Source organism: Ruania halotolerans (assembly GCF_021049285.1).
Classification (GTDB): domain Bacteria; phylum Actinomycetota; class Actinomycetes; order Actinomycetales; family Beutenbergiaceae; genus Ruania; species Ruania halotolerans.
On sequence record NZ_CP088017.1, the window covers coordinates 1220744 to 1236233 of the forward strand.

At 68.0% G+C, this 15490-nt stretch carries 14 protein-coding genes; 8 read left to right on the plus strand and 6 right to left on the minus strand.

Going from position 1 to position 15490, the window contains the following annotated elements:
- Nucleotides 1-8: 8 nt before the first annotated feature.
- A complete protein-coding gene (locus tag LQF10_RS05380; RefSeq protein ID WP_231066460.1) occupies nt 9-1265 on the plus strand; it encodes a glycosyltransferase family 4 protein in 1257 nt (418 codons plus the stop codon).
- Nucleotides 1266-1307: 42 nt separating this feature from the next.
- Here the strand turns inward: LQF10_RS05380 and LQF10_RS05385 are convergent, their stop codons facing one another.
- Both LQF10_RS05385 and LQF10_RS05390 read right to left on the minus strand, forming a co-directional pair.
- Nucleotides 1308-2810, minus strand: a complete 1503-nt coding sequence (locus LQF10_RS05385) for a SulP family inorganic anion transporter (RefSeq protein ID WP_231067252.1) — start codon at nt 2808-2810, stop codon at nt 1308-1310.
- A gap of 128 nt (nt 2811-2938) precedes the next feature.
- Nucleotides 2939-3358, minus strand: coding sequence for a MerR family transcriptional regulator (locus LQF10_RS05390; protein ID WP_231066461.1), 420 nt, complete (start codon nt 3356-3358; stop codon nt 2939-2941).
- 229 nt (nt 3359-3587) lie between these two features.
- On the opposite strand from LQF10_RS05390, the gene LQF10_RS05395 reads away from it, so the two are divergent.
- The 5 genes from LQF10_RS05395 (at nt 3588) to LQF10_RS05415 (ending at nt 9617) form a co-directional block, all read left to right on the plus strand.
- Nucleotides 3588-4181: an SRPBCC family protein gene (locus LQF10_RS05395; protein WP_231066462.1), complete on the plus strand. Its 594-nt coding sequence runs from the start codon at nt 3588-3590 to the stop codon at nt 4179-4181.
- Nucleotides 4182-4325: 144 nt separating this feature from the next.
- Entirely contained in the window at nt 4326-5024 is a 699-nt protein-coding gene (locus LQF10_RS05400; RefSeq protein WP_231066463.1) for a GAF and ANTAR domain-containing protein, read from the plus strand.
- 89 nt (nt 5025-5113) lie between these two features.
- Nucleotides 5114-6931 (plus strand): ABC transporter ATP-binding protein, encoded by a 1818-nt coding sequence (locus tag LQF10_RS05405; RefSeq protein ID WP_231066464.1) that lies wholly within the window; start codon nt 5114-5116, stop codon nt 6929-6931.
- Complete coding sequence (locus LQF10_RS05410) at nt 6928-8481, plus strand: glycosyltransferase (RefSeq protein WP_231066465.1); 1554 nt, start codon at nt 6928-6930, stop codon at nt 8479-8481. The genes LQF10_RS05405 and LQF10_RS05410 overlap by 4 nt, the downstream gene beginning before the upstream one ends.
- On the plus strand, nt 8478-9617 hold the full coding sequence (locus LQF10_RS05415; protein ID WP_231066466.1) for a glycosyltransferase: 1140 nt from the start codon (nt 8478-8480) through the stop codon (nt 9615-9617). The genes LQF10_RS05410 and LQF10_RS05415 overlap by 4 nt, the downstream gene beginning before the upstream one ends.
- Before the next feature lie 25 nt (nt 9618-9642).
- Here the strand turns inward: LQF10_RS05415 and LQF10_RS05420 are convergent, their stop codons facing one another.
- The 3 genes from LQF10_RS05420 to wecB form a co-directional block, all read right to left on the minus strand.
- Complete coding sequence (locus LQF10_RS05420) at nt 9643-10059, minus strand: hypothetical protein (protein ID WP_231066467.1); 417 nt, start codon at nt 10057-10059, stop codon at nt 9643-9645.
- Nucleotides 10059-10670 carry a nucleotidyltransferase domain-containing protein gene (locus LQF10_RS05425; RefSeq protein WP_231066468.1) on the minus strand — a complete coding sequence of 204 codons (612 nt, stop codon included), beginning with the start codon at nt 10668-10670 and terminating at the stop codon, nt 10059-10061. Before LQF10_RS05425 ends, LQF10_RS05420 begins: the two co-directional genes overlap by 1 nt.
- Nucleotides 10671-10996: 326 nt before the next feature.
- The gene (wecB, locus tag LQF10_RS05430) at nt 10997-12046 is read right to left on the minus strand and encodes a non-hydrolyzing UDP-N-acetylglucosamine 2-epimerase (protein WP_231066469.1); all 1050 of its coding nucleotides are present in this window, start codon (nt 12044-12046) and stop codon (nt 10997-10999) included.
- 133 nt (nt 12047-12179) lie between these two features.
- Between wecB and LQF10_RS05435 the strand changes: the two genes are divergently transcribed.
- Entirely contained in the window at nt 12180-13283 is a 1104-nt protein-coding gene (locus tag LQF10_RS05435; protein ID WP_231066470.1) for a glycosyltransferase, read from the plus strand.
- Nucleotides 13246-14400, plus strand: a complete 1155-nt coding sequence (locus tag LQF10_RS05440) for a glycosyltransferase family 2 protein (protein WP_231066471.1) — start codon at nt 13246-13248, stop codon at nt 14398-14400. The genes LQF10_RS05435 and LQF10_RS05440 overlap by 38 nt, the downstream gene beginning before the upstream one ends.
- Here the strand turns inward: LQF10_RS05440 and LQF10_RS05445 are convergent.
- A complete protein-coding gene (locus LQF10_RS05445; protein ID WP_231066472.1) occupies nt 14324-15415 on the minus strand; it encodes a class I SAM-dependent methyltransferase in 1092 nt (363 codons plus the stop codon). The genes LQF10_RS05440 and LQF10_RS05445 overlap by 77 nt on opposite strands.
- Nucleotides 15416-15490 lie beyond the last annotated feature (75 nt).

Here is a 15490-nt window from a genome sequence, read left to right on the forward strand (position 1 = left end):
GGCCCCGGGTGACCCTGGTGTCCCGGATCTTCACACCGGAACCTTCGGCCGCCTCGTTTCGCCTGGCCGCACTCGTGCGCGGCGTGGTTAGGTCAGGTGCCCGGGTGGAGGTGCTGACCGTCCAGTCGCCCGACGGCGTCCCGTCCGCTGGTGAGCCACCCGCCGGTGGCGTGCTGCCTGCCCGGGTGCTCCGTGCGCCGGTGTTGCGCGACGCGGCCGGTTACGTGCGCGGATATCTGCCGTACCTCAGCTTCGACGTGCCAGTGGCGTGGCGGATGCTGCGCGCGCGCCGACCGGATGTGTACGTGGCCGAGCCCCCGCCCACGACCGGCGCGGTGGTGCGCGTGATCGCCGCGCTACGGCGTGTGCCCTATGTGTACTACGCGGCCGACGTGTGGTCCGATGCTGCCGCATCGACCGGTGCCCCCGCAGTGGTGGTGCGACTGGTGCGCGCATTGGAGTCGTGGGTGCTGCGCGGGGCGGCCGCGGTGCTGTCAGTCTCTGACGGCGTCACCGAGCGGGTGGTCGAGCTCGGGGCGCGGCATGCGGTGACTGTGGGTAACGGCGTGGACACCGACATCTTCACACCTGGGGAGGACGAGTCGAGGGCCGAGCGTTCGAATCCACTTTCCGGGAAGGAATCCACGTCCCGCCGTCCGGAAGGGGATTCGAGCCGGGAAGGTGGATTCGAACCGGGCGGGGTGCCGTTCCTGTTGTACGCCGGCACTGCGTCGGAGTGGCAGGGGGCCGAGGTCTTCGCCGAGGCGATGCCGCAGGTGCTGGCGGAGATCCCCGACGCTCAGGTGGTGTTCCTCGGGCAGGGCAGTTCGTGGGATCGGCTCAGCGCCTTGGCTGCCGGGTTGCCCGGCGGTGCGGTGAGGCTGCTCGATCCGGTGAGCGCGGCCGAGTCGGCCCGCTGGCAGCGGCGGGCCAAGGCGGCGTTGGTGAGTCTGCGGCCGGGAATCGGCTACGACTTCGCGATGCCCACGAAGATGTTCGCTGCACTCGGGTGCGGCACCCCGGTGGTGTTCACCGGACCGACCGATTCCCCGGCGGCACGGCTGGTCGAGGAAGAGCGACTCGGATGGGTGGGCGCCCACACCGCCGACGAGGCCGCCCGGCTGATGATCGCGGCACTGCGGGCGGCCGACCACCAGAGCGAACACGAGCGCCGCGCGGCGTGGGTGCGTGAGAACCGATCGCTGGCAGCTGTCGGGGAGCGGGCTGCTCGCGTGGTGCTAGCGGAGGCACGCTCTCCCCAGTAACCCCGGGGCATGTTCGGGTGACACTCTCGGTGTGGTCCGCGCTCAGTGCTCGCCGCCGCCAAGGTGCCCGGCGAGGAGCTTGTGTCGGCGGGCACTGTCCTCGTTCATCCCGACGATCCGCACGTTCTTCCCGCGGGACTCGTACTTCGTGGTGATCGCGTCCAGAGCGGCTACCGAGGAGGCGTCCCAGATGTGTGCTTGGGACATGTCGATGATGATGTTCGTCGGGTCGCCGGTGTAGTCGAACTGGTAGTACAGATCGTTCGAGGAGGCGAAGAAGAGCTCACCGGTCACGGCGTAGACGCGGGTATCGTCCTCATCGCTCGCATCGAGGCGAGTCACGGTGGTGAGGTGAGCGACCCGGTGCGCCACCAGGATCACGGCGATGATCACACCGGCCAGCACCCCGTACGCGAGGTTGTGCGTCCACACAGTCACCACCACGGTGGCCACCATCACGGTGATCTCCGTCTTCGGCAGTCGCTTGAGGGTGTTCGGTTTGATCGAGTGCCAGTCAAATGTCCCCACCGAGACCATGATCATGACCGCCACCAGCGCGGCCATCGGGATGATCGCCACCACGTCGCCGAGGGCGACCACAAGGATGAGCAGGAACACACCGGCGAGGAAGGTGGAGATCCGGGTGCGCGCACCGGAGGCCTTCACGTTGATCATCGTCTGGCCGATCATGGCGCAGCCACCCATGCCGCCGAAGAAGCCGGTGATGATGTTGGCCACGCCCTGGCCCCAGGTCTCGCGAGTCTTGTTCGAGTGCGTGTCGGTGATGTCATCGACCAGCTTGGCCGTCATCAGGGACTCCAGGATGCCCACCAGCGCCATGGCGACGGCGAACGGTGCGATGATCTGCAGCGTCTCCATGGTGAGCGGCACATCCGGGAAGAACAGTTCCGGGAGCGAATCCGGCAGGTCGCCCTGATCACCCACCGTGGGAACGTTGATCGCGGCCAGCACGACGGCGCCGGTGATCAGCACGATCGCCACCAGCGGAGCCGGCACGACCTTCGTCCACCGGGGCATCAGCACCATGATCGCGATCCCGACCGCCACCAGCGGGTACACGGCCCACGGCACACCGATGAGGTGCTCCAGCTGGGCCATGAAGATCAGGATGGCGAGTGCGTTGACGAACCCGACCATCACCATCCGCGGAATGAACCGCATCAACTTGGCCACGCCGAGCACGCCGAAGAGCACCTGCAGGATTCCGGCCAGGATCACCGTGGCGATGAAGTAGTCGACGCCGTAATCACGAGCCACCGGCGCGATCACCAGGGCGATCGCGCCGGTCGCTGCCGTGATCATGGCCGGCCGGCCGCCGAGGAAGGCGATCGAGACGGCCATCGTGAATGAGGCGAAGAGTCCCAGCCGGGGGTCCACTCCCGCAAGGATGGAGAACGAGATGGCCTCGGGAATCAGCGCCAGCGCCACCACGATGCCGGCGAGTACTTCGGTGCGCAGCCGACGGGGCGACTTCAGGGCGGCGAGTACGCCGTAGGACTCGTCAGCCTCCGGCGCGCCGGTCACCGGGCGCGGCGACGGGGCTGGATCGGGCACAGGGGCGGGGGAGTCGTGGGACACGCGGCGTTACTCTACCCTCACGTTGGGTGAGGGTTGCGCAAGTGTCTCGGCGAGTGGGATGCCCCTGGCCTGGATCAGGACGATGGGGCTGCGCTGGCGGCGCGTTCCTCTCGCAGCGACTGGATGAAGCTCTCCGCAGTGCGCAGCCGGCGGCGCAGCCTGTTGCAGCGCTCTTCAGTGGCGCTTTCGTAGTGGGCGAGCCGGTCCAGGGCTACTGTGCGGTCCTGCGCGGAAAGGTCAGTGCGGCCCAGCGTCTCCCGCACGTCCAGGAGCTCGCGCATCTCCTCCAGAGTGAAGTCCAATGGCTTCATCCCGGTGACGACCCGCAGCCGCTCGACATCTGCCTCGGTGTAGAGCCGGAAGCCGCCGGCCGATCTGGCCGTGGGTGTGAGCAAGCCCACCTCTTCGTAGTAGCGAATGGTGCGCAGCGAGAGCCCGGTGGCCTCGGCCACCGCGCCGATCTGCATCTGTTGCGTGCCCTGCGCGCCTGCCATGCATCCTCCGTCCGGCTGTCAGCACATCGTAGACAGGATGCGCGTGAGCCAGGCTCATCCCCCTGGATCGTGATCACGCCGGACCTCGGGTCCGGTCTCCGCCGTGCGGCCGTCCAGATTCCCGGATATTCTCCAGATACGGCCCGCGCCGCGCCCGACCCGGCCGCAGCCGGCGAGCCACATATCCGTTGCCCCTGCCCCTGGCAACTCCTGCGAAGAGGAGTGCGCCATGAGCGAAGTGGTTGACCGTAATCCGGCGGCGCCGGTGTCGTCCGATCTGACTGTTGGCACCACGCGTACCGCGGCAATCTCGTTAGACCAGGCGTGGGACGCGTGGACCACGCCGGGTGGTTTGTGGTCCTGGTGGTGTGCGGACGCCCCGGACGTCACGTGCTCGGTTGACTCCCGCGTCGGGGGCGAGTGCCGGATCCACTCCGCCTCCAGCGGGCTGGGGGCACGTGCCGCGTTTGTGACGATCGAGCGACCGAGTCGGTTGGTGCTGCGCTGGCGTTGGTTGGGCGACCACCGCCCCACGGGGGAGGACCTGGTTCAGGTGCGGTTCGTCGTCGACGAGGAGGATGTGGTCGTCACCGTCGAGCACACCGTCTCCGACGATGCTGCGCTCGAGCCGTGCGCCGCGCGCTGGGGCCGGCTGATGGACGCGTTCGCTGGGCTGGGTGGCGACACACAGGCGCTGGTCTGCCCCCGCTGCGGGCACGCGGTAGTCGGCGCCCCTCCCGTGTGTACCGGTCGAGGTTGCCCGCTCGCGCGACAGGAACGCTGGACTGCGGACACGGTGCCGGTCCCGCTCGTTGACTACTGAGATCCGCCGGCTTGCGCATCGTTCGGGCCACTGGCGGATGCACTCGCCTCGGCGCACGCGTAGCGTGGCCAGTCTTCGTCGGTTCGGCGAGCGTGGGCACGTTCACCTGGATGAGTGCCACTCAGTGACTGGAGGATCACCGCCATGGACCATGAGCAGCGGTTTATCGAACTTGCCGCCGACTTCACTGAAAAGCTGGTCACTCCCTATGACGTGAACGAGGCTCTGCTCGACCTGGCCGAGAAGCTCACCGAGCTCCTCAATCTGGCAGGCAGCGGGGTCACCCTCGGCGTGGATGGCCAGGTGCGTGCGGCAACGGCAGTCCCACCGCCGCTCACCGCCTTGGAGCAGTTTCAGGAAGATCATCAGATGGGGCCCTGTGTCACGGCTTACCGCACGGGTGAGGTGGTAACGATCAGCGACCTCGACGCTGAGGTCAGTTGGCCCGGATATCACGACGTGGCCGCGCAGGTAGGAGTGCGGGCCGTGGCCGGGATTCCGATGAAGCTGGCAGGCACCACCGTCGGGGCCCTGAATATGTACCACGCCGAGCCGCACTCCTGGGTGGAGAGCGACCTGCTCGCCGCCCGCGTGATGAGCAACATGGCGACCGCCTACCTGATCCACTCCTCGACGCTGAACCAGAAGACCGAACTCTCCGCTCAACTCCAGCATGCGCTCGACAGTCGCGTTCTCATTGAACAGGCCAAGGGTGTCCTGGCGCAGACGCACGCGATCAGCATGAGTGGGGCGTACGAGCTGTTGCGTGGGCACGCCCGCAGTCACGGGTTGAAGGTCCGTGCAGTGGCCTACGAGGTGGTGGAGAACGGCCTACGCCTCTAGCGGCTGCACCCAGGACGTTGCTCGCGCGGCAGGTGCGGCGTGACAACATCTAGGCTCGGGTCAGTCCGGCGAGCGAGAGGTGAGCACTGATGGGCGCTCTGTGGCGCATCATGCGTGAGCTCCTGAGCGTGCTGCCCGCGGGAAGCTCTCGGTTCATCGTCACTTTCGCGGGGGCCTCGGCTGCGCTGGCGATCTTGGACGTTGCCGCGCTCGGCCTGCTCGCGCTCACCCTGAGTCCGTTGCTCTCCGAGTCGTCTGTGCAACTGCCATTGTTCGGCGAGGTGCCGAACTCCCGGTTGCCCATCCTGCTGGTGGTGGTGGGCGGGCTGATCGTGACCAAGAGCGTCCTCGCGATCGCCCTGCAGTGGGGTGCGACGCGCCGGTTCGCCCGGTTCGAGCAAGAGCTCGGTGCCCAGTTGCTGGATGCGTTCTTCAGTTCGCCATGGACGGAGCGGCTCGGCCGCAACTCCACCGATCTGGTGCGTTCCACCGATGTGGGTGTGGCCACCACGGTGACCGGGGTGCTCATCCCGGCGGCGATGCTCTCCGGGGAGATCTTCACGTTCGTGGCCGTGCTCGCCGTGCTGCTCGTGGCTCAGCCGGTGACGGCGCTGGTGGCCATCGCCTACTTCGGCCTGATCGGCGCGGTGCTCTACCTGTGGGTGCTGCGCAAGGCGGTGCTCGCCGGGCGGACCAACCGCGAGCACTCCACCCGCTCGGTGCGTCTGGTCAGTGAGATGGTGCACTCACTCAAGGAGATCACCCTGCGCGGCAAAGGCCCCGAAGTGGCCCGCGTGGTGCGCAAGGAGCGGCTGATCTCCTCCCGCGCGCGCGCGAACATGTCCTTCCTCGGGGTGGTGCCGCGCTACGTGTTGGAGGCCGGGCTGGTCGGCGGGCTTGCGCTCGGAGCCGGGGTCGGATACCTGCAAGGTTCGAGTCAGGGCCCGGAACAGGCGATGCAGGGCGCGCTCAGTGCTGTCGCGTTGTTCGCGGTGGCCGGCTTCCGGATCGTGCCCTCCCTCACCCGGTTCCAGTCGATCATGGCCCAGACGGGTGCCTCGATGCCGTTCGCACAGCAGGTGCTCGATGAGATCCGTGCCGGGGCCACTCGCGCCCATGATGCTGCGGCCGCCCCCGGCAGCGATCCAGTACCCGAGGACGCAGGCGAACTGGTGGTGGACGAGGTCTCTTTCCGCTATCCGACGGGGCGCGAGGATGCGGTACACGACGTCTCCTTCCGACTGCCGTTCGGCAGCTCGCTGGCGCTGGTGGGTGCTTCCGGTTCGGGCAAGTCCACGCTGGTGGACCTGCTGCTGGGGCTCCTCGAACCGAGCCACGGGCAGATCCGGGTGGGGGAGGTACCGATGAGCCGCGTGCTCACCTCTTGGCGCACCCGAGTGGGGTACGTGCCGCAAGAGGTCTCCCTGTTCGACTCCACGGTGGCGCAGAACGTGGCACTGAGCTGGGAGTCCGATGAGGTGGACGAGGATCGCGTGCGCTGGGCGCTGGCCCGCGCGCAGATCCTCGACGTGATCGAGGACCGGCCCGGCGGGATCCATACCCGGGTGGGCGAGCGAGGGATGGCCCTCTCCGGCGGGCAACGGCAACGCCTCGGGATCGCCCGCGCCCTCTACTCCGACCCCCTCGTGCTGATCATGGACGAGGCCACATCCGCACTGGACACCTCCACCGAGGCAGCCGTGACCTCAGCCATCGCCGAACTCAGCGGGGACGTGACGATCGTGGTGGTGGCGCACCGGCTGGCCACGATCCGGCACAGCGACACGGTGTGTTTCATGCGAGACGGGCGTCTCGTGGCGCACGGGACCTTCAGTGAGGTGGTGGCCGCCGAGCCGGACTTCGCCCAGCAGGCGGCCCTGGCCGGGTTGATCGAGGAGAACGAGTGAGCGAGTCCGACCAGATGCCGGGCGCCGACGAGGCAGTGCCGGGTGCGACTGACGCTGCCGAGCAGGCGTTCGACGGCGTCCAGGAAGCGGTCCAGCAGGCGGTGCATCCAGAGGCGCCACTCACGGTGCGCGGACACACACCGCGGGTAGCAATCCTCGTGTACAACGACGCGCACGCCGACGCCCGGGTGCTCAAGACGGCCGCCACGTTGCGCGCTGCCGGGTGCGAAGTGCGGATCCTCGCCGTGGCGCGCGAACGCGCCGGGTATCCGGAGGGCGGCGAGACGCTGCCGAACGGTGTGCAGATCGTGCGACTGCCGGAATTCCAGCTCGCGCGCTCGGCGCCGTGGCTGGCACACGCCTACCGATGGGTGCTGGACCGGCTGCGGCGGGTGGCGGGCGCCGAGGAGCCCACCGCTGCCGCATCCGGCCCGGTGTCGGGTGCGTTCCGGTCGCCCTCGGACGGCTCCACGACACCAACGCACCCCACAGCCGCTCCCGCTGAACCGGCCGGGACTCCGGCGCCGGCCGCAGCCGCCAAGCCGGTCGGGGCCCTGCTGGACCTGTGGCTGCGCACCTACCGCACCGTCAGCCTGGCGATCTACTGGCGGGCCGCGATCGCCGACGGCGTGGCGTTCGCTCCCGATGTGATCCACGCCAACGACGGCAACACCCTCTACCCGGCGATGCGGATCGCCCGGCACACCCGCGCCCGGCTTGTCTACGACGCCCACGAGCTGTGGCGCCATCGCAACGTGCGGCCGCGTCCCGTGGCCCCGCATGTGGAGCACCTGATGGAACGACTCGGGATCCGCCGCGCCACCTCGGTGATCACCGTCTCTCCGAGCATCGCCGCCTGGTTGCACCGCACCTACCGGCTGCCGCGCACGCCCGCACTGGTGCGCAACATCCCCGCCGCTGCACCGGTGCCCGACCCCGCGCAAGGGCTCCTCCGCGAACGCGCAGGCCTCGATCCCCAGACCCCGGTGATCGCCTACGGCGGGCGGATCACCACCAGCCGCGGGATCGAGGAGACGATTGACGCCCTGGCGCATCTCCCCGAGATCCACCTGGTGCTCCTCGGCTATGGCGAGGAGGACTACCTGGCCGTGGTCCGCCGTCGGGCGCGTGCGGCTGGAGTGGAAGAGCGAGTGCACATGGTCGGGGCGGTTCCCTCGGCGGAGGTGGCCACGGCGCTCGCAGACGCCGACCTCTCGGTGGTCTACGTGCGCCCCGCGTGCCTGAGCTACGAGTACTCGCTGCCGAACAAGCTGTTCGAGTCGATCCATGCCGGGCTGCCGATCGTCGCGGCCGACCTGCCCGACACCAAGGCTGTCGTGCTCGAGTACGGGGTGGGGGAGATCTTCGCCGTCGACGGCGGCCCTGCCGAGCTGGCCGCCGCGATGCAGCGGGTGCTCGCAGACCCCCAGGCCTACCGGGCCGCTGCCCGGGAGGCTGCGGCTGCACTCACCTGGGAGGGCGAGGCCGAGGTGCTGCTCGCCGAGTACCGCCGAGTGCTCGGACATCGCGCTGGGCGGGGCCACACGTGAGCCAGGTGTGGGTGATCTCGTTCTCTCCGATCGCCGAGGACGCCCGGGTGCTCAAGCAGGTGCGGGTGCTGGCCGCCGAGCATGAGGTGACCACCGTCGGCTACGGGCCGCCGCCGGCCGAGGCGAGCCGGCACTATGAGATCCCCGCAGAGCTGGTGGCCTGGCATAAGGACCGGCTCAGTCTGATGCTGCGCCGCTACCGGCAGGTGCAGGCGAAGAACACCGTGATCGCGCACCTGCACACCACGCTGCCGGTGGGTGAGGCGGACGTGGTGGTGGCCAATGACGCCGACACCGTGCCGTTGGCGCTCGCGCTGCGCCCGCGCGCCGGCGTGCATGTGGACCTGCACGAATACGCCCCGCGGGAGAACGAGGAGTCGTGGCGATGGCGGCTGTTCGTGGCACCGTACTACCGGTGGATCATCCGCCGGTTCGTCACGCGAGCGGCCTCGGTCACGACCGTAGGGCGGGGGCTCGCGCAGGAGTACCAGCGCGAGTTCGGGATCGAGGCGGGTGTGGTGGAGAACGCCACCGCCTTTCATGACGCCGAACCCACTCAGGTCGAGCGGCCGATCCGGCTGGTGCACTCGGGCAATGCGCGCCGTAACCGCACCCTGGAGCTGATGATCGACGCCGTGGCCGCCACTAGCGCCGATGTGACCCTCGATCTGTTCCTGATGCCGAACGACCCTACCTATCTGGCCGAGCTGAAGGAGCGTGCGGCGGCGACGAACGCAGCGCTTGGCTCGGATCGGGCGCGCGTGCACGATCCGGTGCCGTATGCGGAGCTGGTGCCTACGCTGTGCGGCTACGACGTGGGCGTGTTCGTGCTCCCACCGCTCACGTTCAACTACCGGTGGACCTTGCCGAACAAGTTCTTCGATTTCGTGCAGGCCCGGCTGGGCATCATCGTGGGCCCCTCACCGGAGATGGCAGGCCTGGTGCGCGAGCACGGTCTGGGGGAGGTCACCGAGGAGTTCACGACGGCGTCCCTCACCCAGGTGTTGGATCGGCTCTCTCCGGAGGCGGTCCAGCAGTGGAAGGCTGCCTCACATGCTTTGGCGCCGGAGGTGGCGGCGGAGCGTCGATCCGGCGGGTGGGTCGATGCGGTGCGGGCGTTGGTTGGCGGCCGGTAGCGCAAGGACGAGCTGGGATCGGCGCTCAGCGCCGCAGTGCTGTTTCGGCTGCTTCGGTGAGAGCCGCAGCGTTCCTCACGGCCGTCTTCGCGCGAGACAAGGTGAGGTAGACGAGCCCGTAGTGTGCTCCGTCCTTGACCTCAAGGAGTCGCGCAAGTGAGCGGGACATCTCTTTCCCGTTCGGCTCGACCTGTTCGAGGAGCCGCGTGGCCTCGCGGTGATCCTGGCCGCGCGGGCGTTGCCCGAGGTTTCGACAGCACAGCGAGTCGGAGGCAGCGATTCCTGCGAGTACGGCGAGCGCTGCCGCAGCGCCTGGCGTTGCCAGATCGTCATCGGCATCGAGGATGAGTTCCGCGGTATCGAGGAACTTGCGCGATTGGGCCGCCCTCACCCTGGCCTCGGCGATGCCGCAGTCCTGAGTCCGTGCACCCCGTGTCGTCATCAGTGGAGTTCCTTCCGAATCAGCCGATCCAGCAGTGTGCCGAACACCACGACGGCGTCCCGACGCCACTCGTCCACGATCGCCTCACCTGTGGTGACGTGCCGGGCGAAATCGGTGTCCGTGATGTCGTAGACCTGGCAGTGGTTGCCCGTCCACGTGAGCACGGATTCGCGAAGCGTGTCGACCTGGCTTGTCCACATAGGCTCGTCCGCGGTGTGGTGCACGATCAAGATGTCCACGTCACTGTCAACGCCGCCGTCTCCGCGCGCCGCGGAACCGAACACGGCCACCGTTGTCGGTTCGATCTCCCAAGACATAATCAGGTCACGGAGGCGGTCGAAGAGTTCCTGTCGAAGTTCAGTCAGTGCACGCACGGCGGGCCACGCAATGTGGTCGCGGTTCGCCACGTACATCGTGGCCCGTCCGGCCCTGGTTGCATGGACTAGTCCGTGCTCCACCATGCGGTTCAATACGAGTCGCACCCCGGACTCGCTGCCCGTGCCCGCCAGGCGGTGTGCCTCGCGACCCGTGAGTGCACGGGATGTGCCCGCGAGGACCTCCAGCACGGGGCCCTCCAGCGAGGGGACGACGGCCGTCATGGGTCGACTCACATCCATAAGCACCTCAACTCACTTCACCGCACCCATCAACAGCACGCTACCGATATCAGTAGAATACTACGGATAAGAGCAGAATACTACGGATAGTAGGGCTGGCGCCAGTCATCCGTGCGACGTATCCCCTCACCCGAAATGGCTGCGCTGGTGCGCGAGCACGGTCTGGGGGAGGTCACCGAGGATTTCACGACGGCGTCCCTCACCCAGTGTTGGACCGGGGAGTCTCTGACACATCGGAGCCTCCACCAGATCCAGTGAGATTCACCTGGAGCGTTGCAACTATCGATCGTGCAGCAGACCCTCTCGTCACGCATATCCAGTCACGAGACGGAAGCGAGTGCCCGCACTGTTCGCTCGGCGGCGTGGCCGTCGCCGTAGGGCGTGTCCGACGTTGCTCCAGGCCGCGGTCGCGTCGCTGCTGCTGCGATCTGCCCGGGTTCAGCGAGTTGGTTCCACCCGAGCTCCACTGTCTCGACCCACTCGGTCTCGCTGCGCACCGTGGTGCACGGCACCCGCAGCTCGAACGCTTCCTTCTGCAGACCGCCGGAGTCGGTGATCACCCCGCGCGCCTGGGAGATCAGGGTTACCAGGTCCGGGTAGCCGAGCGGATCGAGCACCCGCACCGCTCCGCGCGCCAGGTCCGCGCCGGTGGCTCGCAGGCGCGGGTGTGCGAGCAACAGCACCGGGTGGTCAACCGCGCCGAGCCCATCCAAGATCGCGTCCAGCCTGTCGCGATCGTCGGTGTTCTCGGCCCGGTGGATCGTCGCCACGCTGAACTCCCCGGCGCGCACATCGAACCGTCGGAGCAACTCGGGCGCAGAACCGGCCACCGAGGCCGCCACCTGGTGCAGCACGTCCGTCATCACATCGCCCACCACGTGGGTCCGCTCCGCCAATCCCTCGCGGGCCAGGTGCTCGGCCGCCACCTGCGTCGGCGCCAGCAGCAGGTCGGCCGCATGGTCAGTGAGTACTCGATTGTGCTCCTCCGGCATCCGCCGGTTGAACGAGCGCAACCCCGCCTCCAGGTGCGCCACCGGTAGGTGCGCCTTCACCCCGGCCAACGCCGCCGCAAGCGTCGAGTTCGTGTCCCCGTACACGAGCACCCAGTCGGGGGAGTGCTCCAGCAACACGGGTTCCAGGGCGGTGAGCATCGCCCCGGTCTGCGCGGCGTGCGAACCGGACCCGATCCCCAACTGCACGTCCGGTGCCGGGATGTGCAGCGTCGAGAAGAACACGTCCGAAAGCAACTCGTCGTAGTGCTGCCCGGTGTGCACGATCACATGGTCCACACCGGCCGCTGTGCAGGCAGCAGCCACTGGAGCGAGCTTGACGAATTGGGGTCGGGCGCCGACCACGCTGAGGATGCGCACGTCTCCGAGTCTGGCACGACCTGCCGGGCGTGAGCGGCCTCACGATCCTCGGTTCGAGCTGGAGGCGCTGCTGCGCCATACTCGGAGACGTGCACATCACTCAGGTCGGAGTCGTCAGCCGAGGGGGCCGCCAGTGAACATCGTTGCCGTCACCCCGTGGTTCCCCACCGACGACGCACCCACGATGGGCACGTTCGTCGCCTCCGATGTGGCCGCCCTGGCCGCCCGCCCGGAGGTCACCTCGATCCGGGTGGTGCACCTGATCCCACCGGCCCAGGACGACGGCGAGACGCACCTCACCCGTGACGGCATTGCTGTTCATCGCATCCCGATGAACCCGCGCTCACCGCTCTCGGTGCTCCGCGCCGGCCGGGCACTGCGCCGTGCCGTGGCAGGGGCCCACCTCGTGCACACGATGGCTTTTCCAGCGCTGCTGCCGATGGCGTGGTGGCGACCGAAGGCACCGTGGGTGCACACCGAGCACTGGTCCGGGCTGACCACCCCCTCCACCCTCCCGCTCAGCTGGCGCCTTTCCCTGCCGTTGCTGTGGCCGCTGGTGCGACGCCCCGACGCCGTCACCGCCGTGTGCGAGTACCTCGCCACCCCGATTCGTGCCCGCCGCAAGGACGCCCCGACGACGGTGGTGCCGTGCATCGTGCCTGCTCCGGCGCGCTTGCAGGACCGCCCGATGCGCCCCCGCACCCCCACCCGGCTGGTCGCCGTTGGCGGTCTTGTGGACCGCAAGGATCCCTTGTTGGCCGTGGATACCGTGGCTGAACTTGCTGGCAGGGGCCACCCGGCGCGGCTCACCTGGATCGGCGACGGGCCGCTGCGCACGAAGGTGCAACGCCGCGCACAGCGCCGGAAGGTCGAGCACCTGGTGCGCCTGCCCGGTTCGACCGACGCCGCCGGGGTCCGCGCCGCACTCGGCGACGCCGACGTGTTCTTCCTGCCTACCCGTGGAGACAATTTCTGCGTCTCCGCTGCCGAGGCGCTCGTGGAGGGGCGCCCGGTGGTCGTGGGCGCCACTGGCGGGCAGGGCGAGTACATCGACCCGCAGGTGGGCACACTGGTGTACGAGCAGACCGCTGCTGCCTATGCGGACGCCGTCATCGACGTGGAGCACCGCACCCTGCACCTGAACGCGAGCGATGTGGCCGCCACGGTCACTGACCGCTTCTCGCCCGAGCACGTCACCGATGGCTACCTGGAGGCCTACGCACGTGCACGCCGCTAGTCAGCCGGACCGGGCGCCGTCGGGAATCAGTCCCGACGACGATCCGCCCCGCCCGGGCGTGGACGTGGTGATCGCGGTGCACTCCACCGAGCGCCCGATTGCCCGGGCTGTGCGCTCCGTGCTCGACCACAACGGCGAAGGCGTCCGCCTCACCGTGGTCTGCCACAACATCGCTGCCAGCCAGATCCGACCCCTGCTGGACGCCGCGCACCGGGAGAAGGTGGTCTGGCTGGAGCACCGGGACTCCCACCGCAGCGCGTCGGGCCCGTTCAATGTGGGGATGGCAGCCGCCGTGGGTGACTATGTGGCCATCATGGGTTCGGATGACATCCTGGCGCCCGGCGCGATCGCCTCCTGGTACTGGCTCGGTCGAAAGACCGGTGCCGACGCCGTGATCGCCCGCCTTGAACGCGGCACCGACCGCGTGATCGTGCCCACCCCGCCCACCCGGGTGCCGCGCCGGCAGATCCTGGACGGCGTGGCGGACCGGCTCTGCTACCGCAGCGCTCCGCTGGGCCTGGTCTCCCGAGAGGCGATCGTGCGATTCGGGTTGCGGCTGGAGGAAGGGGCTCAGGTGGGCGGTGACGTCGGCTTCGTCACTCGCTTATGGTTCCACGGCAAGATCACCTTCGACCGGTCCGGGCCGCCGTACGTGATCGGCGAAGACGCCACCGACCGGGTCACCTACGCCCCTCGTCCGATCGCCGTGGAACTGAAGTTCCTGCGCACCATCCTGGCGGCATCCTGGTTCGAACGGCTCAGCCTCGAACAGCGCCGTGCCGCAGTGGTGAAGTATCTGCGCATCCACCTCTTCGGTGCCGTGTGGAATCGTCAGGATCCGCGGTTCTGGACCGAGCAGGAACGGGCCGACCTGGCCGGCGCCGCGCGACGTCTGCTGCGGGCAGCCCCCGGCGCCGAGGCCGTCCTCTCTCTCGCGGACCGGGACCTGCTCGACGCCGTGCTCGACCCGAATGTGGACACCGATCGCATGCTCGCGCGAGCTGTCGCACGGCGTAGGCACGGTCGTCCGGGAACTCTCATCACTCGTGACCTGGCGCAGCTGCTGGCGCGGGAGGCGCCACTGCGGTTGATGGTGGCTTCGGCACTGACGCGTTAGCGGGGTCCGGACCGGAACCTAGCACCGTTGCGCGCCCGGCGATATCGCGCGACCAATCCAAACCCAACTGGTCGGTCCACAGTCGTGCTGCTTCACGCTCGTCTCGACGGTGTGCGTCATCAAGAACGATGACCGCAGACGCTGACAGTCTGGGAGAAAGCACTGGGACAGCTGGATAGCGAGCCATCTCTCCCGTTCCTTCAGGCGGGCCGTCGACCACAAGGAGGTCGATCTTGGGGATTGACTCAAGATCGACCTCATACCAATGCTTCTCGCCCAGCTCTGTTGCGGTAGGGACGAGCGGCGCGTATCGCACTTCGGCCCAATCGCTGAGGCTGTGCCGGGCCAACTGAGTCCGTGTCGAGTGCGCGTACTCAGCGTCGTGGTCGAGAGAGATCACCCGGCCGGAGCCGTTCCTTCGCAATGCCTGTGCGATCCATACAGTGGACGTGCCGCTTCCGCATTCGAGAACAACCTGCGGCTGGACACGAGCAATCAAGTCCACGATCTCAACGAGGGTGGTCGGTTCCATCGCCCAACCACCCACTGGCGGAAGTGGCGCATCTGGAGTGAACGCACCAAGTAGTTGGGTCAGCGCTTGCGACTGAGTGAGGGGTTCATGCCTAAGGCTGCGCACCTCCCGGCGGAGGCGAGCCCGCTGTTGCTGGGCATCTCCTTCTAGTTCCCTAAGCTCGTCGCCGATCTCACTGAGGCTGGTCCTCAGCGCACCAACCTCAACCTGAAGGGTCGCTGCGGCTGACGCCAGCTTGCTATACGGCGTTGAACGGTCTGCTTCCACCAGCTTTTCGATGCCGGTTGCCAGTCGATGCTGGACAGCGTCCAACTTGCTGCCAAGGACCCGATTTTGATGCCAGAGCTGGATCATCAGAACTAGGAGCGCCCCTCCGGTGAGCACCGCCGCCGCTGCTCCGAGTGCGTCAAGAATCGCCATCGAGGTGCCACCCGCCACAGCGAGCACCGCTACGAGAGCCTGTATACGCCGATGCGTCGACATGAAGGTCACCTCTCAGTCTTCCAAGCCCGACCGCAACAGTAGCAATCCACCGACATGTTTCGTAGATGCGGCCGC

Excerpts from the sequence above, each read along its gene's own strand:
- LQF10_RS05440 (WP_231066471.1), top strand. The coding sequence starts at position 13,246 with ATGGCTACCTGGAGGCCTACGCACGTGCACGCCGCTAGTCAGCCGGAC.
- LQF10_RS05445 (WP_231066472.1), bottom strand. The coding sequence starts at position 15,415 with ATGTCGACGCATCGGCGTATACAGGCTCTCGTAGCGGTGCTCGCTGTG.
- LQF10_RS05405 (WP_231066464.1), top strand. The coding sequence starts at position 5,114 with ATGGGCGCTCTGTGGCGCATCATGCGTGAGCTCCTGAGCGTGCTGCCC.
- LQF10_RS05390 (WP_231066461.1), bottom strand. The coding sequence starts at position 3,358 with ATGGCAGGCGCGCAGGGCACGCAACAGATGCAGATCGGCGCGGTGGCC.
- LQF10_RS05420 (WP_231066467.1), bottom strand. The coding sequence starts at position 10,059 with ATGACGACACGGGGTGCACGGACTCAGGACTGCGGCATCGCCGAGGCC.
- LQF10_RS05400 (WP_231066463.1), top strand. The coding sequence starts at position 4,326 with ATGGACCATGAGCAGCGGTTTATCGAACTTGCCGCCGACTTCACTGAA.
- LQF10_RS05395 (WP_231066462.1), top strand. The coding sequence starts at position 3,588 with ATGAGCGAAGTGGTTGACCGTAATCCGGCGGCGCCGGTGTCGTCCGAT.